This window comes from Kocuria rhizosphaerae (assembly GCF_044462265.1).
Taxonomy (GTDB): Bacteria; Actinomycetota; Actinomycetes; order Actinomycetales; family Micrococcaceae; genus Kocuria; species Kocuria rhizosphaerae.
This window is the reverse complement of the sequence record NZ_JBISWL010000004.1, coordinates 22072-42618: the sequence shown is the minus strand read 5'-3', so window position 1 is coordinate 42618 and position 20547 is coordinate 22072. Positions and strand designations below refer to the sequence as shown.

The 20547-nt window shown below is 73.0% G+C and carries 20 protein-coding genes; 9 read left to right on the top strand and 11 right to left on the bottom strand.

Translation table 11 applies throughout. The features are described from left to right. Position 1: 1 nt before the first annotated feature. The 4 genes from ACH9EU_RS00315 to ACH9EU_RS00300 are packed head-to-tail and all read right to left on the bottom strand — an operon-like array spanning position 2 to position 4834. A complete protein-coding gene (locus ACH9EU_RS00315; RefSeq protein WP_396411933.1) occupies positions 2–1384 on the bottom strand; it encodes a GTP-binding protein in 1383 nt (460 codons plus the stop codon). A gap of 2 nt (positions 1385–1386) precedes the next feature. Then, positions 1387–2367: a sulfate adenylyltransferase subunit CysD gene (gene cysD / locus ACH9EU_RS00310; RefSeq protein ID WP_396411951.1), complete on the bottom strand. Its 981-nt coding sequence runs from the start codon at positions 2365–2367 to the stop codon at positions 1387–1389. 8 nt (positions 2368–2375) lie between these two features. Further along, positions 2376–3143, bottom strand: a complete 768-nt coding sequence (locus ACH9EU_RS00305) for a phosphoadenylyl-sulfate reductase (RefSeq protein ID WP_396411932.1) — start codon at positions 3141–3143, stop codon at positions 2376–2378. Further along, complete coding sequence (locus ACH9EU_RS00300) at positions 3140–4834, bottom strand: nitrite/sulfite reductase (RefSeq protein ID WP_396411931.1); 1695 nt, start codon at positions 4832–4834, stop codon at positions 3140–3142. Before ACH9EU_RS00300 ends, ACH9EU_RS00305 begins: the two co-directional genes overlap by 4 nt. Positions 4835–5036: 202 nt before the next feature. On the opposite strand from ACH9EU_RS00300, the gene ACH9EU_RS00295 reads away from it, so the two are divergent. The 3 genes from ACH9EU_RS00295 to ACH9EU_RS00285 all read left to right on the top strand — a co-directional run bounded on the left by ACH9EU_RS00295 (position 5037) and on the right by ACH9EU_RS00285 (position 7657). Beyond that, complete coding sequence (locus ACH9EU_RS00295; RefSeq protein WP_396411930.1) at positions 5037–5573, top strand: hemerythrin domain-containing protein; 537 nt, start codon at positions 5037–5039, stop codon at positions 5571–5573. Between the two features lie 124 nt (positions 5574–5697). Further along, the gene (locus tag ACH9EU_RS00290; RefSeq protein WP_396411929.1) at positions 5698–7167 is read left to right on the top strand and encodes a solute carrier family 23 protein; all 1470 of its coding nucleotides are present in this window, start codon (positions 5698–5700) and stop codon (positions 7165–7167) included. A gap of 100 nt (positions 7168–7267) precedes the next feature. Then, positions 7268–7657, top strand: coding sequence for a YchJ family protein (locus ACH9EU_RS00285; protein WP_396411928.1), 390 nt, complete (start codon positions 7268–7270; stop codon positions 7655–7657). Positions 7658–7667: 10 nt separating this feature from the next. Here ACH9EU_RS00285 and ACH9EU_RS00280 read toward each other — a convergent pair whose 3' ends face one another. Further along, on the bottom strand, positions 7668–8036 hold the full coding sequence (locus ACH9EU_RS00280) for a VOC family protein (RefSeq protein WP_396411927.1): 369 nt from the start codon (positions 8034–8036) through the stop codon (positions 7668–7670). Between the two features lie 226 nt (positions 8037–8262). Between ACH9EU_RS00280 and ACH9EU_RS00275 the strand changes: the two genes are divergently transcribed. Then, entirely contained in the window at positions 8263–9912 is a 1650-nt protein-coding gene (locus tag ACH9EU_RS00275) for a hypothetical protein (protein ID WP_396411926.1), read from the top strand. 49 nt (positions 9913–9961) lie between these two features. On the opposite strand, the gene ACH9EU_RS00270 is transcribed toward ACH9EU_RS00275, so the two are convergent. After that, positions 9962–10477 (bottom strand): DUF2269 domain-containing protein, encoded by a 516-nt coding sequence (locus ACH9EU_RS00270; RefSeq protein WP_396411925.1) that lies wholly within the window; start codon positions 10475–10477, stop codon positions 9962–9964. Next, positions 10468–10716 carry a hypothetical protein gene (locus ACH9EU_RS00265; protein ID WP_396411924.1) on the bottom strand — a complete coding sequence of 83 codons (249 nt, stop codon included), beginning with the start codon at positions 10714–10716 and terminating at the stop codon, positions 10468–10470. Before ACH9EU_RS00265 ends, ACH9EU_RS00270 begins: the two co-directional genes overlap by 10 nt. Positions 10717–10832: 116 nt before the next feature. Between ACH9EU_RS00265 and ACH9EU_RS00260 the strand changes: the two genes are divergently transcribed. Next, complete coding sequence (locus ACH9EU_RS00260) at positions 10833–11402, top strand: TetR family transcriptional regulator (RefSeq protein ID WP_396411923.1); 570 nt, start codon at positions 10833–10835, stop codon at positions 11400–11402. A 274-nt stretch (positions 11403–11676) separates the two neighbouring features. Here the strand turns inward: ACH9EU_RS00260 and ACH9EU_RS00255 are convergent, their stop codons facing one another. Continuing rightward, positions 11677–12552, bottom strand: coding sequence for a fused MFS/spermidine synthase (locus ACH9EU_RS00255; RefSeq protein WP_396411922.1), 876 nt, complete (start codon positions 12550–12552; stop codon positions 11677–11679). 49 nt (positions 12553–12601) lie between these two features. Further along, a complete protein-coding gene (locus ACH9EU_RS00250) occupies positions 12602–12919 on the bottom strand; it encodes a thiamine-binding protein (protein WP_396411921.1) in 318 nt (105 codons plus the stop codon). Positions 12920–13056: 137 nt separating this feature from the next. Between ACH9EU_RS00250 and ACH9EU_RS00245 the strand changes: the two genes are divergently transcribed. From ACH9EU_RS00245 to ACH9EU_RS00230, 4 genes are all read left to right on the top strand, one after another. Next, positions 13057–13314 (top strand): metal-sensing transcriptional repressor, encoded by a 258-nt coding sequence (locus ACH9EU_RS00245; RefSeq protein ID WP_396411920.1) that lies wholly within the window; start codon positions 13057–13059, stop codon positions 13312–13314. Between the two features lie 120 nt (positions 13315–13434). Further along, positions 13435–15528: a phosphate acetyltransferase gene (gene pta, locus ACH9EU_RS00240; RefSeq protein ID WP_396411919.1), complete on the top strand. Its 2094-nt coding sequence runs from the start codon at positions 13435–13437 to the stop codon at positions 15526–15528. Positions 15529–15559: 31 nt separating this feature from the next. After that, the gene (locus ACH9EU_RS00235) at positions 15560–16723 is read left to right on the top strand and encodes an acetate/propionate family kinase (RefSeq protein ID WP_396411918.1); all 1164 of its coding nucleotides are present in this window, start codon (positions 15560–15562) and stop codon (positions 16721–16723) included. Between the two features lie 110 nt (positions 16724–16833). Beyond that, entirely contained in the window at positions 16834–17331 is a 498-nt protein-coding gene (locus tag ACH9EU_RS00230; protein WP_396411917.1) for a hypothetical protein, read from the top strand. A gap of 125 nt (positions 17332–17456) precedes the next feature. Here ACH9EU_RS00230 and ACH9EU_RS00225 read toward each other — a convergent pair whose 3' ends face one another. Next, positions 17457–18980 carry an amino acid permease gene (locus ACH9EU_RS00225; protein ID WP_396411916.1) on the bottom strand — a complete coding sequence of 508 codons (1524 nt, stop codon included), beginning with the start codon at positions 18978–18980 and terminating at the stop codon, positions 17457–17459. Positions 18981–19023: 43 nt separating this feature from the next. Further along, a complete protein-coding gene (locus tag ACH9EU_RS00220) occupies positions 19024–20427 on the bottom strand; it encodes an aspartate ammonia-lyase (RefSeq protein ID WP_396411915.1) in 1404 nt (467 codons plus the stop codon). Positions 20428–20547 lie beyond the last annotated feature (120 nt).

The window sequence follows — 20547 nt, the reverse complement described above, 5'->3', positions numbered from 1 at the left end:
CTCAGGCGTCCCGCACGAGCCCGGCGGCGAGCGTGTTGCCCGTGGCGGGGTCGACGACCAGGAAGGCCCCGGTGCGCCGCAGCCGGTCGAACGGGTCGACGGGCAGCGGGGAGGCCAGGCGCAGCCGCACGCGGCCGATGTCGTTGAGCTCGAGCGTCGAGGCGTCCTGCAGCTCGAGCTCCTCCAGGTCCAGCCGGCCCTCGAGCTCCGTGACCATGGCCTGGACCGTCGCGGCGCCGTGCTTGACGAGCACGCGGGCGCGCGGCTGCAGCGGACGCTCCCCCAGCCAGGCCAGGGAGGCCACGAGGTCCCGGGTGGGCTCGGGCAGCTCGTCGTCGGCACTCGCCACGAGGTCCCCTCGGGCGATGTCGATGTCGTCGGCCAGCCGCAGGGTCACGGACAGCGGCGCGGCGGCCTCCGTGAGCTGCTCGCCGGGCAGGGGCGCGCCGGGCGCGGACGCGGTGCCGGCCACGTCGATGCCGGTGACCGTGGTGCGCCGGCCCGCGGGCAGGACCACGACCTCGTCGCCGACCGCGACGGTGCCCGAGGCGATCTGGCCCGCGTAGCCGCGGTAGTCCCACAGGGCCTCGGCGTCCAGACCCGGGGCCGTGCCGCCCTGGGGGCGGATCACGTACTGCACGGGGAACCGGAAGGGGCGTGCGGTGCCGCGCCCGGACTCGTCGACCGTGGGGAGCTCCTCGAGCACCCGCAGCAGCGGCCGCCCGGTGTACCAGGGGGTCCGCTCGGAGCGGTCCACCACGTTGTCGCCCTCCAGCGCCGAGACCGGCACCACGTGCACGTCCTCGACCCCGAGGCGGGCCGCGACGTCGCGGGCGTCGGCGGCGACCCGCTCGAAGACCTCCCGGTCGTAGTCCACGAGGTCGATCTTGTTCACGGCGACGACGACGTGGGGCACGCGCAGCAGGGCGGTGACGGCCAGGTGCCGGCGGGTCTGCTCGACCACGCCGTGCCGGGCGTCCACGAGCAGCACGACGGCGTCGGCGGTCGAGGCGCCGGTGACGGTGTTCTTCGTGTACTGCACGTGCCCGGGGCAGTCGGCCAGGATGAACGAGCGGCGGTCGGTCGCGAAGTAGCGGTAGGCGACGTCGATCGTGATGCCCTGCTCGCGCTCGGCGCGCAGGCCGTCGGTCAGCAGGGCGAGGTCGAGCCGGCCGGTGCCGCCGCCGAAGCCGCGCTCGGCGGAGGTGCGGCCCACGGCCTCGAGCTGGTCGGCGAGGATCGCCTTGGCGTCGTGCAGCAGGCGGCCCACGAGCGTGGACTTGCCGTCGTCCACGGACCCGGCGGTCGCGAAGCGGAACAGCGACCCGGGATCGATGGTGGACGCGTGCTCGGGGGACGGCGCGGCGGTGCTGGGGGAAGTCATCTCTAGAAGTACCCGTCCTTCTTGCGGTCCTCCATGGCGGCCTCGGAGATCCTGTCGTCCGCGCGGGTGGCCCCGCGCTCGGTGAGCGTGGACACGGCGACCTCGGCCACCACGTCGGAGACGGTGCGCGCCCCGGAGAGCACGGCACCGGTGCAGGACATGTCACCCACGGTGCGGTAGCGCACCGTCCGGTGCTCCACGGCCTCGGCCCCGGTCGGCGCCGAGAACTCGCCGACGGCCATCCACATCCCGTCGCGGCGGAACACCTCGCGCTCGTGGGCGTAGTAGATGGGCGGCAGCTCGATGTTCTCGCGCTCGATGTAGCGCCAGATGTCCAGCTCGGTCCAGTTGCTGATCGGGAACGCCCGCACGTGCTGGCCCGGGGTGTGCCGGCCGTTGTACAGCGTCCACAGCTCGGGGCGCTGGTTGCGCGGGTCCCACTGGCCGAACTCGTCGCGCAGGGACAGGATCCGCTCCTTGGCGCGGGCCTTGTCCTCGTCACGGCGGCCGCCGCCGAAGACGGCGTCGAACCTGTTCTCCGCGATGGCGTCCAGCAGCGGCAGGGTCTGCAGCGGGTTGCGGGTGCCGTCGGCGCGCTCCAGGAGCCGGCCGTCGTCGATGTAGTCCTGCACGCTCGCCACGACCAGGCGGATGCCCAGCCGCTCCACCGTGCGGTCCCGGAAGTCGAGGACCTCGGGGAAGTTGTGCCCGGTGTCCACGTGCAGGACGGGGAACGGGATCCGCCCCGGCCAGAAGGCCTTGGCGGCCAGGTGCAGCATGACCACCGAGTCCTTGCCGCCGGAGAAGAGCATGGCCGGGCGGTCGAACTCCGCCACGACCTCCCGCAGGATGTGGATGGACTCGGCCTCGAGGGCGTCGAGGCTGCTGTGCACGCCGGCCTCGGGGTGGGCGCCGGGGACCGGGGTGGTGTCGGGTGCGCTCAGGGTCGCGCTCACGGGTGCCTCCGTCGTCGTTTCGCTGATGGGTGCGCTCACAGGTGGATGCCGCACTCGGTCTTGTCGTTGCCGGCCCAGCGACCCGCGCGCGGGTCCTCCCCGGGCGCGGTGGGACGGGTGCAGGGGGCGCAGCCGATGGAGAGGTAGCCCTCGGACATCAGCGGGTTCACGGGGACGCCGTGCTCCTGCGACCACTCGACCAGGTCGTCCAGCGTCCACCGGACCATGGGGTTGACCTTGACGAGCTTGTGGGTCTCGTCGAACGTCACCATGGGCGCGTTGGTGCGGGTCCAGGACTCGTCGCGGCGCACGCCGGTGAACCACACCTCGTAGCCCTCGAGCGACTTCTTCAGCGGCTCCATCTTGCGGATCGAGCAGCACCGGGCCGGGTCGGTGGCGAAGAGGTCCTTGCCGATCCGCTCGTCCTGCTCGGCCACGGTCAGCTCCGGGAGCACGTCCACGACGTTGATCTCGAGCATGTGCGCCACGGCGTCGCGCGTGCCGATCGTCTCGGGGAAGTGGTAGCCGGTCTCCAGGAAGAGCACGTCCACGCCGGGCAGCTGCTCGGCCACCAGGGCCGGGAGCACGGCGTCGGCCATCGAGCAGGCCACCGCGACCTCGGAGAGGTCGAAGTTCTCGGCGACCCAGCGGATCGCCTCCTGCGTGGAGGCCTCGCCGGAGGCGGGCACGCGGCCCTCGGCGTCCAGCTCGGCGTGCAGCGCGGCCGCGCCGGCGGCGGCCAGGGCACGCAGCTGCGTCTCGTCGCGCAGCCCGGTGCGTGCGCTCGTGTCGGTGGTGGTCATACGAGTTCGGTCTCCTCGACCCGGAGGGTCCACTCGGCGAAGGTCTCATCGGTCGTGCGCTGGTCCAGGAACCGCCGGACCAGCCGCTCCACGTAGTCGGGCAGCTCGTCGGAGAACACCTTCAGGCCGCGCACGGTGCGTCCCAGGCCGGCCTCGGCGCGGTCGTCCTGGGCGAGCCCGCCGCCCAGGTGGACCTGGAAGCCGGGCTTCTGACCGCCGTCGTCGGTGGGCAGCAGCTGGCCCTTGAGCCCGATGTCCGCCGTCTGGATGCGGGCGCAGGAGTTGGGGCAGCCGTTGACGTGCAGGGCCAGCGGGTGCGGCAGCTCGACGTCGGCGAGGCGGCGCTCCAGCTCGTCGATCGTGTCGGAGGCCGTCTGCTTGGTCTCGACGATCGCGAGCTTGCAGTACTCGATGCCGGTGCACGCCACGGTCGAGCGGCGGAACGCGGAGGGCCGCGCCTGCAGGTCCAGGGCGTCGAGGTCGGCGACGACGGCCTCGACGTCGGCCTCCTCGATGTCGAGCAGCACGAGCTTCTGGTGCGGGGTGGTCCGGAGCCGGTCGCTGCCGTACTTGGCCATGACGTCGGCCAGGGCGAGCAGCTTCTGCCCGGAGACGCGGCCCACGCGGGGGGCCACGCCGATGTAGAAGCGGCCGTCCTTCTGCCGGTGCACGCCGATGTGGTCCCCGGGGGTCGCGGACTTCGCCGGCGCCGGGCCGTCGGCCAGCTCGTAGCCGAGGTACTCGTCCTGCAGCACCTGCCGGAACTTCTCCGGCCCCCAGGCCTGGACCAGGAACTTCAGGCGGGCGCGGTTGCGCAGCCGCCGGTAGCCGTAGTCGCGGAAGATGCCCGTGACCCCGGCCCAGACCTCGGGGGCCTGCTCCTCGGTCACGAAGGCGCCGAGCCGCTTGCCCAGGAACGGGACCACGGACAGCGCGCCGCCGACCCACAGGTCGTAGCCGGGGCCCAGCTCGGGGTGGACGACGCCCACGAGCGAGATGTCGTTGATCTCGTGCACGACGTCGAGGGACGGGTGCCCGGTGACCGCGGACTTGAACTTGCGCGGCAGGTTGGAGAACTCCGGGGAGCCGATGTAGGTGGCCTTGATCTTCTCGATCACCGGGGTGGGGTCGATGATCTCGTCCTCGGCGATGCCGGCCAGCGGGGAGCCGAGCAGCACGCGGGGCACGTCACCGCAGGCCTCGGTGGTGTCCAGGCCCGCGGCCTCGAGGCGGCGCCAGATCTCGGGGACGTCCTCCACGCGGATCCAGTGGTACTGGATGTTCTGGCGGTCCGTGACGTCGGCCGAGTCCCGGGCGAACTCCGCGGAGATCTGCCCGAGCACGCGCAGCTGCTCGCGGGTCAGCGCGCCGCCGTCGAGCCGGACGCGCATCATGAAGTACTTGTCCTCGATCTCGGCGTCGGACAGGGAGCCGGTCTTGCCGCCGTCCACGCCGGGCTTGCGCTGGGTGTAGAGGCCCCACCAGCGGAAACGGCCGTGCAGGTCGGTGGGGTCGATCGAGTCGAAGCCGTGCTTCGAGTAGATCTCCTCGATGCGCGCGCGCACGTTCAACCCGTCGTCGGCCTGCTTGAAGACCTCGTTGGGGTTCAGGGGTTCCCGGCCGTCGACCTTCCACTGCCCCTCGGGCTTCGGCTTCCGGGCAGCGCGGGGTGCGCGCGTCGTCTGTGTCATGGCTTCGATTGTTCGCGGCTTCCCCGGGACAGTCACGCCTGTCGTCACAATCCGCCACGAACCGTCGCGGCGTGACACAGGGGTTGACACGGGGTCTTCGATATGGTGTGTCTGAGAGCATCTCCCCCTGTGTGCCGTCCGCCACACGGGCTCGTGCCCAGCTGCCGCGCCACGCCCGACCCCGACCCCGGAAGGTCATCCCATGGACATCGCCCAGCTCATCCTCGACGACCACGCCGAGCAGCGCCGACTCTTCGCCATGATCCAGGAGATCGGCCCGGGCCGGCCGGACGCCCTCGTGGCGGTCTGGGGCCGGCTGCGCGACCTGCTGGACGCCCACGCCGAGGCGGAGGAGCAGTACCTCTACCCCGCGCTGCTGGCCCGGGGGAAGGGCGCCGCGGACGCGGACAGCGCCGAGGAGGAGACCGAGGACGCGATCGAGGACCACAACGAGATCCGCGACGCCGGACGGGCCGTCGACGAGCAGGCGCTCGGTAGCCCGGCCTGGTTCGCGGCCGTGGCGAAGCTCGACCAGGTCAACGGGGACCACATGGCCGAGGAGGAGCGGCAGGGTCTCGCCGACGTCCGCCTGCACTTCGGCCTGGAGGAGCGCCACGAGATGGCGGTGCGCTTCGCGGGGTTCATGCACCACCACCTGGAGGGGGTCGAGGTCGTCGACAAGGACCCCGACACCTACGTCGAGACCGGCGGCGACACGGAGGCCTCGGCCCAGCAGTGACGTCGGTCATGCCCCGCCCCGCTGACCGGCACCGACGCCCCGGAGGACCTCCGGCCCCGGCGTAGAATTGCGGCGGCCCGCACCCGGGCCGCCACCCACGCCGCCGACCGCACCCAGGAGCGCCATGTCCACCCCCGCACCCGTCTCCACGGACTCCTCGTCCCGCCCCCCGGGCAACGGCCTCGACCGCTTCTTCCGGATCAGCGAGCGCGGATCCTCCGTGGCGAGCGAGGTCCGCGGCGGCGTGGCCACGTTCATCGCGATGAGTTACATCGTGGTCCTCAACCCGCTCATCCTCGGCTACGGGCCCGACAGTGCGGGCGAGGTCCTGGGCGGCGAGCGCGTGGCCGCCGTGACCGCGCTGGTCGCGGGCGTCATGACCATCCTCATGGGCCTCGTGGCGCGGGCGCCCTTCGCGCTCGCGACCGGTCTCGGCGTCAACGCGTTCCTCGCGGTGACGATCGTGACCACCCCGGGGCTGACCTGGCCGCAGGTCATGGGCCTGGTGGTGTGGGCGGGCCTGGTCATGTTCGTGCTGGTGCTCACCGGCTTCCGCACCGCCGTGTTCAACGCCGTGCCGCCGTCCCTGAAGACCGCGATCGTCGTGGGCATCGGGCTCTTCATCGCCCTCATCGGGTTCGTCAACGCCGGGTTCGTGACGCGCATCCCGGACGCCGCCGGCACCACGGTCCCGGTGCAGCTCGGCGAGGGCGGAGCGCTGCTGGGCTGGCCCATGCTGACGTTCGTCGTCGGGCTGCTGCTGACCCTGGCCCTCATGGTGCGCAACGTCCGCGGCGCCATCCTGATCTCCGTGGTGGCGACCACGGTCCTCGCCCACGTGCTCGAGGCCGTGGTGCCCTCCGGGTCCTCGGTGGACAGCCCCACCGGCTGGTCGCTCGTGGTGCCCTCCGCGCCCACCTCCTTCGTGGCGCTGCCGGACCTCTCGCTCGTCGGCTCGGCCGCCCCGCTCGAGGCGTTCCGCAGCCTCGGCGCCCTCGCGGCGCTGCTGCTCGTCTTCACGATCCTGCTGTCGATCTTCTTCGACGCGATGGGCACCATGGTCGGCCTCTCCCAGCAGGCCGGTCTGGTGGGCCGCAACGGCCGGATCGAGAACGTCAACCAGGTGCTCCTCGTGGACGCCGCGGGCGCGATCGCCGGCGGCGCGGGCTCCGTGTCCTCCAACCAGATCTTCGTGGAGTCCTCCACGGGCATCGCCGACGGCGCCCGCACGGGCCTGGCGAACATCGTCACCGGTGTGCTGTTCCTGCTGGCGATGTTCATCACCCCCCTGGTCAACGTGGTCCCGTTCGAGGCGGTGGCCCCGGCGATGGTCGTGGTCGGCTTCCTGATGGCCAAGCAGGTCATGCGCATCGAGTGGGACGACTGGGGCCTGGCCGTGCCGTCCTTCCTCACGTTCGCCGTCATGCCGTTCACCTACTCGATCGCCGACGGCATCGGGGCGGGCTTCGTCTCCTACGTCTTCATCCGCCTGGTGCAGGGCCGCGGCAAGGAGGTCCACCCGCTGATGTACGTGGTGGCGGCGGCCTTCGTGCTGTTCTTCGGCAAGGGCGTGGTCGAGGGCTGGATGGCCTGACCCCCTCCCCCGCCCCCTCCCCCGCGAGGCTGCGGAAGAGGGCCACCGGAGGACCTCCCATGGCCCTCCTCCGCAACCTCGCGGTGGGAGGATCGAGGACATGATCGACGACGACGCCCGCTGCCCCTGCGGCACCGGAGAGACCTACGCCGCGTGCTGCGGGCGCTTCCACCGCGGGCGCCCCGCCCCCACGGCCGAGCTGCTCATGCGCTCCCGGTTCACCGCCTTCGCGGCCGGGGACGAGGCCTACCTGCTGGCCAGCTGGCACCCGAGCACCCGCCCCTCGTCCGTGGACCTCGACCCCTCGCTGCGCTGGACCCGGCTGGACGTCCACGGCACCACCGGCGGCGGCCCCTTCGACACGGAGGGAGGCGTGGAGTTCACCGCCCACTGGCGGGGCCCGGGCGGCGCCCGCGGGACCCAGCGGGAGAGCTCCCGGTTCCGGCGCGAGGACGGCCGGTGGTTCTACCTGGACGGCACGGCCGCCTGACCGCAGCGGCTCAGGAGTCCTCGAGATCGGCGAGGACGCAGAACTCGTTGCCCTCCGGGTCCGCCAGCACCACCCAGGTCACGGCCGGGCCCTGCCCCACGTCCACCCGTCGGGCGCCCAGGGACTCCAGGCGAGCGACCTCCGTCGCCTGGTCCGTGTCCACCGCCCGCAGGTCCAGGTGCAGCCGGTTCTTGACGGTCCGGGGCTCGGGGACGAGGACGAAGTCCAGGTGCGGGCCCGGGGCGCCTGCCGCGGGGGCGATGCCCACGTAGCCCTCCGCCTCGCCGTGCACGGAGTAGCCCAGGGCGTCGCACCAGAAGCGGGCCAGGGTCGCGGGATCGTTGCAGTCGACGACGACCGCGAACAGTGTGCTGGTCATGGGCCCAGCCTAGGCACGGGGCCGCCGCCCGGGAAGGGCCCCGCCGGCGCTCCCGCGCCCCCGGATCCGGCGTTCCCGCCCACGGTCTCCGGGCACCCCCGGCACACGGTGACTGCCCCGAGGGGCACCGTGATCGTCCCGTACGGCGTCCCGGTCCGGCTCCGCACGCCCCGGTGGCCGGAGGACAGTGTGCGGTATGCCGCGAGATCGTCCGGTCAGCACCGGCATGACGGACTCCCGAGAAGCGCGCGCCACGGCTCCTCGCGTGCCCGCCAGGACGTCGCACGACGCCGGCACGCGGACGGACCGCCCGGTGTCGCTCCTGGCGCTGCAGCGAGCGGCCGGCAACCGCGCCGTCAGCGGCATGCTCGAGGGCAGCGGCGCGGGCGGGCCCGCTCCGCCCCTGCAGCGCCAGATCGGGATGGGCGCGCGGTTCCGCAGGGCGATGAGGGAGGACGAGGAACGCAACCGCGCCATCCGGGCGGGGAAGCGCCCCGCCGGCGCCGAGGTCGTGCGTCTTCCGGACTGGAACCTGATCACTCCCCGCAACGCACCGACCAGGACCCTCGGACACCGCCTCGCGGAGATGACGCTGCTGACCATCCCGATCCCGAAACTGGGCGTCCGGGTGGACCTCCGGGCGTCCGCCGGCGCGAGCCTGAACCTGGATACGTTCTACGCCGGGTGGCTCAGGAACATCCAGATCGGGGTCGAGCCCTGGCAGGCCCAGGCGCTGCGTCTGTTCGGCACCGATCCCGGCACCCTGGTCGCACTGGCGCCCTTCGCCAAGCGTGTGCGGGGTCTGGCCGATCTGGACGTCGGGGGCTACGTCCGGCTCTCGGCCAGCGTCAGCGGCCGGCTCGACGCCGTCGGCCGGGCCGTCGGCCTGGAGGTGGCGCGTCTCGGGTTCGGCCTGTCCGCCACGGGTTCGGCGCTGGCGGGACTGCGTCTCGGGGGGAGGGTCGGGTTCCTCTTCGACCGCGGAGACCTCCGTCTCCGGTTCGACAAGGCCGCGACCGCCCATTTCGCGCTGCAGTTCGGACTGAGCGCCTTCATCGAGGCCGCGCTGCTCGGTTTCCGGTGGCGCAAGCAGTGGGACCTCGTCCAGAGCTCGCTGAACCGCCACTGGACGAACGGCGTAGCCCTGAAGCTCGACGCCCACGGCCCACCGGCGGCGGTGGACCCGCAGCTCACCCACGACGAGAACCAGTTCCAGCTCGCCGACCTGATCAAGCAGATCTTCATCGCCGCGACGACGCAGGAGGAGTACGCCGCGCTGGCTCCGCCCGGCGGAGGCGGAGCGGGGGGCGGGCCGGGCGGCCCACCGGCGCCGACCGGCCGCACCCCGGGCCAGGCCATCCCGATGACCTGGTTCAAGCCTCCGGGCGCCTACGCCCCCTCCATCGCGCTCAACGGCACCCGCTATTTCTTCACCGAGCCGGACTGGCTGGAGGTGCCGCCGAGGGCCGGCCTCGCGGACGTCCGCCGGGAGGCGGCGCTGCGGGACGGCGTGCCCGTGATCCGGATCGGCGTGGAGACGGGCGGGCGCAACTACCCCACGATCGGGTCCGTCTGGCCGCGTACGCGGGTCGGGGCGATCCGGGGCGGGGCGAAGCAGGACCAGTTCCGCCGGCTGCTCCAGCACTACGGATACGCCTGGGGAACCTACCAGGCAGACCACGTGCGCGATCTGCAGTGGGCCGGACGCGACGCGTACGACAATCTGTGGCCCCTTGAGGCGGCGCGCAACCGGAGCGGCTCGAAGGACGTCCTCGAGCAGCCGGTGACCTATCGCAACCGCGCGGGAGCCGTGGTCACCGTCCCCCTCCAGGACACACCGCGCAACCTGTACTTCCGCATCGTGGCCTTCGGCTGACCACGCCACCGACGTCCGGGACCGGGCCGCCGACGGCAGCGGGGCCGGATCAACGTGCCGTCCGACGGCCCTTCCGCCACCCGTACTGGGTCAGGCCCCGCGGCTTGAACACCGCCAGGACCATGGCCGCGAGCAGCACCAGCAGTGCCGCGCCGGCGTGCAGGACCGGCGAGACGTTCCGGACCGCGTCGAGGCCGGCGCCCGCGTTCCCCGCCGTCCGGGCCATGAGCTCGAGGGCCGGCAGATAGGTGAGCAGCAGCAGGGTCGCGAGCACCGTGAGCGCCAGCTTGAACAGGACCCACCAGTGCCGGAACAGGCCCCATGCCGTGCCCAGGGACATGACGAGCCCGGTCACCAGGGACAGGACCGCCAGCGGCACCAGGACGGACCGTGCCACCAGCTCCATGAGCGGGTACGCGCCGCGCACGCTCAGCGGGTCCTGCCCCAGCACGCCCACCAGAGCAAGTGCCAGGACCACCAGGACCGCGCCGAACCACCCGACGGAGGCGGCCACGTGCGCGAGCAGCGCGGCCCTGCGCAGCCGCGGCCCCATGGTCACGGCCACCGGCCCGGATCCTGGGTGCCCGGCGCCGGGGCGCCGACGGGCGCGGCAGCCGGGGCTGCCGACGCGTGCCGGCCCGGACCGTGCCCACCCGGCCCACCGAGCACGGCCGCCAGGACGAGCAGTCCGAGCACGAGCAACAGGACGGCGCCCCAGATCTTCACCCAGCGAGGCATCCCCGGCCCGCGTTCCGAGCCCTCGCCGCCACGGTGGGCCCCGGACTCGGAGGTGTGGTCGGCCATACGGGTCTCCTCTGCTCCGGGTGGGCGCCGCGTGCAGCGGTGACGCCAGTTTATCGATACACAGTGTCGAAGAAAAGGCAGAGCGTCCTGACATCGGCGCCACGTAGCATGGAGCCGTGCCGAAGCTGTGGAACGAGACGATCGAGTCGCACCGCAGGGCGGTCCGCGAAGCCGCCCTGGACGCCGTGGACGGACTCGTGGCCGAGCACGGGCCCGCGTCGGTCACGATGTCCGCGGTGGCGCGGCGGACCGGGGTGGGACGGGCCACGCTGTACAAGTACTTCCCCGACGCCCACGCACTGCTCACGGCATGGCACGAGCGCCGGATCACCGACCACGTGGGCCGCCTCGTGGCGATCCGGGACCGGCCGGGCCCCGCCGCCGACCGGCTCGCCGACGTGCTGGAGGCCTACGCGGAGCTCTCCCGTGAGCGCCACGGCACCGAGCTCGCCGCGCTGCTGCACCGGGGCGAGCACATCCAGCGGGCCCAGGAACACCTCTTCGGGCTGGTCCGCGACCTGCTCGACGAGGGCGCACGGGCCGGCGACGTCCGCGACGACGTCCCCGCCGGCGAGCTGGCGGGATACTGCCTGCACGCCCTCACCGCCGCCGGCCGCCTGGACTCGGCCGCGGCCGTGCACCGGCTCGTGACCGTGACCCTGGCCGGAGTGCGCCCACCCCACTGACCCCACCGCGCGAGGAGTCGCGTCCTGCGACCCCCGCCCCGCGAGGGGACGTCACCGGACGTGAAACCCCCTCGCACCGGCAACACCGGACCCGCCGCGGGATCGACCCACGCGACGCGACCCGTCGCGGGTGGGAGGAACCGCGGAGACACAGGAGCCGGGCAGGAGGGGTCGGGCCGGACGGGCCGAGCCGGGCCGAGCCGGGCCGGGCCGGACGGGCCGCGCCGGGCCGGGCCGGACGGGCCGCGCCGGCGGACGCCGGGCTCCAGGGCGGTCAGGGGTCCCGGCGCGGCGGGGTCCCGGCGACGAACGAGCGGACCCAGGCCCCGTCCTTGTACTGCGCGGGCACGGCGCCGCCGAGAAGCTCGTGCGTCAGGGTCGCGCCCGCCGGGGTCCCCTCGGCCGGCAACGGAGCGTGGGAGGCGGCCAGCACGATGTTGCCGTAGCGCCGGCCCTTGAGCATCGCCGGGTCCGCGACCGCGGCGACGTGCTCGAACACCTCGGACAGCGCCGCTGCCTCGGCCCGGGCCCCGGCCAGGTCCCGGGTGTCCCCGCAGTTGAGGACGTACAGCCCGCCCGGGGCGAGCACCCGGTCCACGTGCCGGGCGAACTCGACGGTGGTCAGCGGCTCGGGCGTGACGGCACCCGCGAAGACGTCGCGGACCACGACGTCGCGCGTGGCGGGCGTGAGGGACTCCGTGACCGCCCGGGCCTCCCCCACCCGGATCCGCAGCAGCGGGGCGCGGGGGAGGTCGAACCACTCCCGGACGAGCTCCGCGAGCCGGGCGTCGAGCTCGACGACGACCTGCCGGGCCGAGGGGTGGGCGTGGGCGAGGAAGCGGGCCAGGGAGCAGGCGCCCCCGCCGAGGTGGAGCACTCGCAGGGCGGAGGGGTCCAGGTGGGCGGCCACGTGGGCGTCGACGAGCGCGGCGACCCAGCGCATGTACTCGAAGTCCAGGCGCTCGGGGTGGCCCGGATCCACGTGGGAGGAGGGGACGCCGTTGACGTGCAGCACCCAGGAGCCGGGCGCGTACTCGTCCGGGACGAGCTCGGCGGTGCCGGTGGAGATCTCGTAGCTGCCGGCCACGGGTCCGCCGGGCTCGCGCTCGCCGGAGGAACGCCGGGCGGCGCGGGGGGAGGAGCGGCTCACGCTGCCATCCGCCCGACCGGGCGGACGCGGACACCGGTGGCGGGACGGTTCAGGGCTCGAGCGCCTGCCGCTCGATCGCGGCCTCGAGCCGCTCGACCTTGCCGGAGAGCTCGCCGGTGCGGCCGGGGCGGATGTCGGCCTTGAGGACGAGGGAGACCCGGGACCCGTAGGCGCCCACGGCCTCGGTGGCGCGCTTGACGACGTCCATGACCTCGTCCCACTCGCCCTCGAGGGTCGTGAACATGGCGTCGGTGCGGTTGGGCAGGCCGGACTCGCGGACCACGCGGACGGCGGCCGCGACGGCCTCGTGCACGGATCCGCTCGGATCGGACCCGCCGGACGGGGAGACGGAGAAGGCAACCAGCATGCCCCCAGTCTTCCACCGTCGGCGGACGGGCGACACCCCGGCGGGGACGCTCCCCGACCCCGATACCCCTGGAGGTATGCACTATCCCCCTGGGGGTATAGAATCGTGTCCGTCGACCACCAGTTCAGGAGCGCCCCGTGCAACTCGATCCCCAGGACCTCACCCCCACCATGAACCGTCTCAAGCGGGCCCAGGGCCAGCTCGGCGCGGTGATCCGCATGCTCGAGGAGGGCCGCGACTGCAAGGACGTGGTCACGCAGCTCTCCGCGGTCTCGCGCGCCCTCGACCGGGCCGGGTTCAGCATCATCGCCACCGGCCTCGAGCAGTGCCTGCGCCAGGACGATCCCGCCCTGGACAAGGCGGAGCTGGAGAAGATGTTCCTCTCCCTGGCGTGAGCGGCCCGGCCCCGCCCGGCGGGTCGGCGCGCCGGCCGGGCCCGGGATGCCGCGGAGCCGCGGAAGCCTAGACTGGGCCGGGACATCGCCCGCGCCGGCTCACCGGAGGACGTCCCGACCATGACCCAAGGCATCTACGTCAGCGCCATGACCCCTCAGTCCGGGAAGTCGCTCGTCGCACTCGGGCTGGCGGACTCGCTGTTCCGCAAGACCGACCGGCTGGGCTTCCTCCGGCCGGTGCACCTCGGCTCGACGCCCGCGGACGACCCCATGGTCCAGCTCATGAAGCGCAGCTTCGACCTGCCGGACGAGCGCTGCCGCGGCGGCGTCTCGCTGGCCCGCACACGGGAGCTGCTCGCGGCCGGCAACCACGACGAGCTCGACGGCACCGCCGTGGGCGTCTACGGCGAGATGGCCCGGCACTGCGACGTGATCCTCGTGGACGGCACCGACCTGCTCGCCCACAACGCGGCCACCGCGGAGTTCGACATGAACGCCCGGATCGCCAACGACCTGGGCGCCTCCGTCCTGGCGGTCATCGGCGCCGCCGAGTCCGAGACCCCGGAGGACGTGCTCAACGCCGTCGAGGTCACCCGCGCCGAGCTCAACCAGGCCCGGTGCGACATCTTCGCGGTCATCGTCAACCGCGCCCGGCCCGAGTGGGTCGAGCGGATCGAGCGCGAGGCGGCCCGAGGCGTGCGGGGGCTGCCCGTGTACGTCCTGGCCGAGAACGACGCCGTGGCCGCGCCGACCGTGGGCGAGCTGCGGGACCGGCACGGCTTCGGGGAAGGGTCCGCCCCGGCCTCCCTGGACCGCGACGTCAAGGGCGTGAAGGTCGCCGCGATGACGGTGGGCCACTACCTCGACCAGCTCGCCGACGGGGACTTCGTCATCACCCCCGGGGACCGCTCCGACATCGTCGTCGCGTCCATGGCCTCCGCCCTGGCCCCGGCCCTGCCCGTCCCCTCGGGCATGCTCCTGACCGGCGGGTTCACCTCGGAGGGCCGGATCCAGGAGCTGACCGCCGCCGCGCCGTTCCCCGTGCTGACCACGGATCTCGACACCTACAGCGCGGCCCGGGCGGTCTCCCGGTCCCGCGGAACCCTCTCGGGGGCGCATCCGCGCAAGGTCGCGGCGGCGCTGGGCGAGTGGGCGCGCCGCGTGGACGGCGAGGAGCTCGTCAGCCGCCTGGACCTCCCGCGGCCGCAGCGGCGCACGCCGGTGCGCTTCCTGCACGAGCTGGTGGAGGCCGCCCGGGAGCACCGGAAGAACATCGTGCTGCCCGAGGGCGAGGACCCCCGCATCCTGCGGGCCGCCGAGATGATCCACCGCCGCAGCTTCTGCGACCTGACGATCCTCGGGGACGCGGCACGGATCACGCAGCTGTGCCAGACCGAGGGCATCGACCTGGACTTCGACGACAAGGGCCTGACCCTGGTGGACCTCGCCCACGACGAGGCGCTGCGCGAGAGGTACGCCGACGAGTACGTGCGGCTGCGCGCCCACAAGGGCGTGCAGAAGGACGCGGCACTGGAGCGGATGCACGACGGCTCGTACTTCGGGACGATGATGGTCCGGACCGGGGACGTGGACGGGATGGTCTCCGGCGCCGCGCACACCACGGCGAACACCATCCGCCCGGCCCTCGAGTTCGTGAAGACCTCCGAGGGCGTGAAGATCGTCTCCTCCGTGTTCTTCATGCTCCTCGAGGACCGCGTGCTCGTCTACGGCGACTGCGCGGTCAACCCGAACCCCGACTCCCAGCAGCTGGCGGACATCGCGCTCGCCTCCGCGCGCACGGCCCGCCAGTTCGGTGTGGAGCCCAGGGTCGCGATGCTGTCCTACTCGACCGGCGGCTCCGGCTCGGGCCAGGACGTCGACAAGGTCCGCCGGGCCACGGAGATCGTGCGCGAGGCGCACCCGGACTTCGAGGTCGAGGGGCCCATCCAGTACGACGCCGCGGTGGACGCCTCGATCGCCGCCTCCAAGCTGCCGGGATCCACCGTCGCCGGCCAGGCGACCGTGTTCGTCTTCCCGGACCTCAACACGGGCAACAACACCTACAAGGCCGTCCAGCAGTCGGCCGGGGCCGTGGCCGTGGGCCCGGTCCTGCAGGGTCTGCGCAAGCCGGTCAACGACCTCTCGCGCGGCTGCACCGTGGACGACATCGTCAACACGGTGGCGATCACGGCGATCCAGGCCCAGCACCTGTGAGCCCCGCCCCACCGACCCAGGGAGTCCCGCCATGCTCGTGCTCGTCGTCAACTGCGGCTCGTCCTCGCTCAAGTACCAGGTCCGGGAGCTCGAGCCCGGCGCCGAGGGCGGCACCGTGCTGGCCTCCGGGCTGATCGAGAACATCGGCGGCGCCGCGGTCCGTGACCACACGCAGGCGCTCGAGCTGCTCGCGCAGCGCCTCGAGGACGAGCTGGACGGGCGGACGATCGACGCCGCGGGGCACCGTGTGGTGCACGGCGGCGAGCGCTTCTCCGTCCCGGCGCTCGTGGACGACGGCACGATCGACGCGATCGAGGAGCTCTCCCCGCTGGCGCCCCTGCACAACCCCGCCGCCGTCCTGGGGCTGCGCGCCGTGCTGCAGAAGTGGCCGGAACTTCCGCAGGTGTGCGTGTTCGACACCGCCTTCCACGGCACGATGCCCGAGCACGTGTGGCGCTACGCCGTGCCGGAGGAGTTCTACGAGCGGTGGGGGATCCGCCGCTACGGCTTCCACGGCACCTCCCACGACTGGGTGACGGGCCAGGCCGCCCGGTTCCTGGGGATCCCCCGCCCGGAGTTCAGCTGCGTGGTGGCGCACCTGGGCAACGGCGCCTCCGTGACGGCGGTGCGCCACGGGTCCTCCTACGACACCTCCATGGGCTACACCCCCCTCGCCGGCCTGGTGATGGGCACCCGCACCGGCGACCTCGACCCGTCCGTGGTCACCTCCCTGCTGCGCCGGGACCCGGCGGCGACGCCCGAAGGGCTCGACGCCGTGCTCAACAAGGAGTCCGGGCTGAAGGCGATCGCCGGCGACCACGACATGAGGGCCGTCCAGGAGGCCGCCGACCGCGGGGACGAGCGCGCGGAGCTGGCCCTCGCGATGGCCGCCTACCGCCTGGCCAAGTACGTCGGCGGCTACCACGTGGCGGTCGACGGCGCGCAGGCCCTGGTCTTCACGGCCGGGATCGGCGAGAACGCCGTCGCCTTCCGCAAGCGCGTGTGCGACCGGCTGGGCGCCCTCGGCGTCGTGCTCGACGACGACGCCAATGCCGCCCGCTCGCGCGGGATCCGGCGGATCTCGGCGCCGGAGTCGGCGATCGAGGTGCTCGTGGTGCCCACGGACGAGGAGCAGGCGATCGCCTCGGCGACCGCGGCGCTCGTCGCGGCAGGGAGCGCCGGCGCCCCGTCATGATCGGGCACGCAGCGGTCGTCTCCGGCGGCCGCGTCCACGGAGGCTACCGCGCGGTATAGGTTCGGTCCCGGGACCCCGTTGCGGGGCCCTGCGCCGAGGAGGAGCCGACCATGTCCCAGCCCCGCGACCCGCGGTCCCACGGAGCTGCCTGGCGGCCGGGGGACGCCCCGTACACGCGGCGGCGCCCGGCCGCCCCGCCCCCGAGCGCGGACCTGCGACTGCTGCTGAGGCTCACGGTCGCCTCCTTCACCGTGAGCGTGCTCGGCAGCGCGGTCGGCTTCGTCACGATGCCCGAGCAGGGTGCGACCGGCGCGGGAGCGATGGGCACGGCTTTCACCGTCGCCATGTTCCTGGTGGGTGTCGTGGTCAGCGCGGGTCTCTACGCGGTGGTGTACTTCCCGCTGCGCGAGCGACGCCAGTGGGCCTGGATCGTGGGCATCGTCCTCGCCTCGATGGCGATCCTGTTCACCCTGCTCAACCTCGTGCTCTTCTTCGCCGTGCCCGTCGGGTCGACGCTGTCCCTCGTCCCGGCCCTGCTCAAGGTCGCCGTCGACGCCGCGTGGCTCGTCGTCGCCGTGCGACCCGGCGTGCGCGCCGTCCTGCGGTAGGGCACGCGCGGACGGTCGCGACCCCCGGGCTGCCGCCGCGGCGCAGGACGCGGCGAGGCCGGCGCCCGTCGGGAGACGGACACCGGCCTGGTCCCCGGGGGCGCGTGTCCCGGTGGACACGATCCCTACCGGACGGGCGCTTCCGCGGGCTCGGTCGCCGCCGGCGCGGTGCGGGCGGCGGCCGCACGGGCCGCGGCGATCTCGTGCACCCGGTCGCGGCACCGGTACCAGCCGAGCACCAGCAGGGGCACGAGCACGAGCAGGGAGGCGACGGTCCAGGTCCCGACCGGGGAGTCGAAGGCCATCAGCACGACCACGGCCACGAGGAACGCCAGGGTCAGCCGGCCGGTGAAGGGAGCGCCGGGCAGACGGAAGCCGGGGCGCTCCGCCCTCCCCTGCCGGGACCACGAGACGAGCCGCAGGTGGCAGAGCATGATCATCCCCCAGGCGCTGATGATCCCGACCGAGGCGAGGTTCAGCACGATCTCGAAGGCCTGGGCCGGCACGAGGGCGTTGAGCAGCACGCCCAGCACCGCGACCGCCGCCGTCAGCACGATGCCGCCGTACGGGACGCCGGCACGGTTCATCCGGCCCGCGAAGCGGGGGGCCGACCCGGCCAGGGACATGGAGCGCAGGATCCGGCCGGTCGAGTAGAGCCCGGCGTTGAGCGAGGACAGCGCCGCGGTGAGCACCACGAGATTCATCACGGTGTCCATGCCGGCCACGCCGATGGACCCGAAGAACGTCACGAAGGGGCTCTCCCCCGCCTTGTAGGCCGTGTGGGGCAGCAGCAGGGACAGCAGGGTCAGGGACCCGACGTAGAAGACCGCGATCCGCACGATCACCGTGTTCACGGCGCGCGGCATGACCTTCTCGGGACGCTCCGTCTCCCCGGCCGCGGTGCCGATGAGCTCGATGGAGGCGTAGGCGAAGACCACGCCCTGGATCACGACGACCGCCGGCAGCAGACCGTTGGGCAGCAGCCCGCCGTTCTGCGCGACGAGGGTCAGGCCCACCTCCTGGCCGTCGGCCGGGGTGCCGAAGAGCACGAGCCAGATCCCGACCAGCAGGAAGGCGACGAGCGCGGCCACCTTGATGAGGGCGAACCAGAACTCGAGCTCGCCGAAGACCTTGACCGAGACGAGGTTGAGCCCGACGACGAGCAGGAGGGCGGCGAGGGCGTACTGCCACTGCGGGACGTCCCCGATGGGCGCCCAGTACCGGGCGAAGAACTTCATGTACAGCGCCACGGCCGTGATGTCCACGATCGCGGTCATGGCCCAGTTGAGCCAGTACAGCCAGCCGGTGAAGAAGGCCGCCTTCTCGCCGTAGAACTCCCGGGCGTAGGAGACGAACGAGCCCGAGGACGGGCGGCGCACGACGAGCTCGCCGAGTGCCCGCAGGATGAGGAACGCGAAGAACCCGCAGACCGCGTAGACGAGGACGAGGGCGGGGCCCGCGCTGGCCAACCGGCCGCCGGCGCCCATGAAGAGGCCGGTGCCGATGGCGCCGCCGATCGCGATCATCTGGATCTGCCGGGGCTTGAGCCCCTTGTGGTAGCCCTCGTCCTCGGCGTGGAGCACGTCGAGGGCTGCGGTGGGCGGCTGGGCCGGTGTGGCGTGGCGCCGGTCCGGGTGGTGGACGGACATGGGTCGGTCTCCTTCGTGGGTGGAGGACGAGCTCGTGGACGGGTCAGACGGTCAGGTTGGCGAGACGCTCCGGGCGCAGGATGCGGCCCAGCTCCTCGGCAGTCAGCAGGCCGCGCTCGCGCACCAGCTCCGCGACGCCGGCGCCCGAGGCCAGGGCCTCCTGGGCGATCGCGGTGGCGGTGGCGTAGCCCAGGTGGGGGTTCAGGGCGGTCACCAGGCCGATGGAGTGTTCGACGGAGGCCCGCAGGTGGTCCTCGTTGGCCGTGATGCCGCGCACGCAGCGCTCGGTGAGCGTGGTGCAGGCCGCCCGCAGGTGGGCGACGCTCTTGTGCAGGCTGTGGACGATGACCGGTTCGAAGGCGTTGAGCTGCAGCTGCCCGCCCTCGGCGGCCATGGTGATCGTGACGTCGTTGCCGATGACCTCGTAGGCGACCTGGCTGACGACCTCGGGGATCACCGGGTTGATCTTGCCGGGCATGATCGAGGAGCCGGACTGCACCGCGGGCAGGTTGATCTCGCCCAGCCCGGCCCGCGGCCCGGAGGAGAGCAGCCGCAGGTCGTTGCAGATCTTGGACAGCTTCACCGCCACCCGCTTGAGCACCCCGGACAGGTGCACGAAGGCCCCGACGTCCTGGGTGGCCTCCACGAGGTCGACGGCGGTGACCAGCGGCAGGCCCGTGACGGCCGCCAGGTGACGGCAGGCCGCGGCGGCGTAGCCGTCCGGGGCGTTGAGCCCGGTGCCGATCGCCGTGGCCCCGAGGTTGATCTCGTGGACCAGCAGGCTCGCCTCGGCCAGGCGCTGGCGGTCCTCGCGGATCATGACCGCGTAGGTGCCGAACTCCTGGCCCAGGGTCATGGGCACGGCGTCCTGCAGCTGGGTGCGGCCCATCTTCACCACGGTGCGGAACTCTCGGGCCTTGTCCGCGAAGGCGTCCTCCAGGACCTCCAGGGCCGCCAGCAGCTCCTGCACGCCGGTGATCGTGGCGATCTTCACGGCGGTGGGGTACGCGTCGTTGGTGGACTGCGAGAGGTTGACGTGGTCGTTGGGGTGCAGCCGGGAGTACTCGCCCTTGGCGGCGCCGAGCAGCTCCAGGGCGCGGTTGGCGATCACTTCGTTGGCGTTCATGTTGGTGGAGGTGCCGGCGCCGCCCTGGATCACGTCGACGCGGAACTGCTCGTGCAGGCGCCCGTCCAGGATCTCCTGGCAGGCCGCCACGACGGCGCCGGTCTGGACGGCGTCGAGCAGGCCCAGCTCGTGGTTGGCGCGGGCGGCGGCGAGCTTGACCGCGGCCAGGCCCCGCACGAGGTGGGCGTGGCCGCCCAGCGGGAGGCCGGTGATGGGGAAGTTCTCCACGGCGCGCAGGGTCTGCACACCCCAGTAGGCGTCGGCGGGAACCTGTCGGTCGCCGAGCAGGTCGTGCTCGGTGCGGAAGGCGGGAGCGGTCATGGTGTTCTCGGCTCTCTCGGGTGGCGCTGGGCGTGGGATGTCGGAGCGGGACGTCGGCATGTGGTGTCGGCGTGGGATGTCGGCGTGGACCGCCGGCGGGCCGGGAAGCCCCGGCCCCGA

Coding starts and splice junctions, on each gene's coding strand:
- ACH9EU_RS00285 (WP_396411928.1), top strand. CDS start 7,268: ATGATCGACGACGACGCCCGCTGCCCCTGCGGCACCGGAGAGACCTAC.
- ACH9EU_RS00275 (WP_396411926.1), top strand. CDS start 8,263: ATGACGGACTCCCGAGAAGCGCGCGCCACGGCTCCTCGCGTGCCCGCC.
- ACH9EU_RS00220 (WP_396411915.1), bottom strand. CDS start 20,427: ATGACCGCTCCCGCCTTCCGCACCGAGCACGACCTGCTCGGCGACCGA.
- ACH9EU_RS00280 (WP_396411927.1), bottom strand. CDS start 8,036: ATGACCAGCACACTGTTCGCGGTCGTCGTCGACTGCAACGATCCCGCG.
- ACH9EU_RS00235 (WP_396411918.1), top strand. CDS start 15,560: ATGCTCGTGCTCGTCGTCAACTGCGGCTCGTCCTCGCTCAAGTACCAG.
- ACH9EU_RS00250 (WP_396411921.1), bottom strand. CDS start 12,919: ATGCTGGTTGCCTTCTCCGTCTCCCCGTCCGGCGGGTCCGATCCGAGC.
- ACH9EU_RS00295 (WP_396411930.1), top strand. CDS start 5,037: ATGGACATCGCCCAGCTCATCCTCGACGACCACGCCGAGCAGCGCCGA.
- ACH9EU_RS00305 (WP_396411932.1), bottom strand. CDS start 3,143: ATGACCACCACCGACACGAGCGCACGCACCGGGCTGCGCGACGAGACG.
- ACH9EU_RS00300 (WP_396411931.1), bottom strand. CDS start 4,834: ATGACACAGACGACGCGCGCACCCCGCGCTGCCCGGAAGCCGAAGCCC.
- ACH9EU_RS00225 (WP_396411916.1), bottom strand. CDS start 18,980: ATGTCCGTCCACCACCCGGACCGGCGCCACGCCACACCGGCCCAGCCG.
- pta (WP_396411919.1), top strand. CDS start 13,435: ATGACCCAAGGCATCTACGTCAGCGCCATGACCCCTCAGTCCGGGAAG.
- ACH9EU_RS00265 (WP_396411924.1), bottom strand. CDS start 10,716: ATGGCCGACCACACCTCCGAGTCCGGGGCCCACCGTGGCGGCGAGGGC.
- ACH9EU_RS00315 (WP_396411933.1), bottom strand. CDS start 1,384: ATGACTTCCCCCAGCACCGCCGCGCCGTCCCCCGAGCACGCGTCCACC.
- ACH9EU_RS00230 (WP_396411917.1), top strand. CDS start 16,834: ATGTCCCAGCCCCGCGACCCGCGGTCCCACGGAGCTGCCTGGCGGCCG.
- ACH9EU_RS00290 (WP_396411929.1), top strand. CDS start 5,698: ATGTCCACCCCCGCACCCGTCTCCACGGACTCCTCGTCCCGCCCCCCG.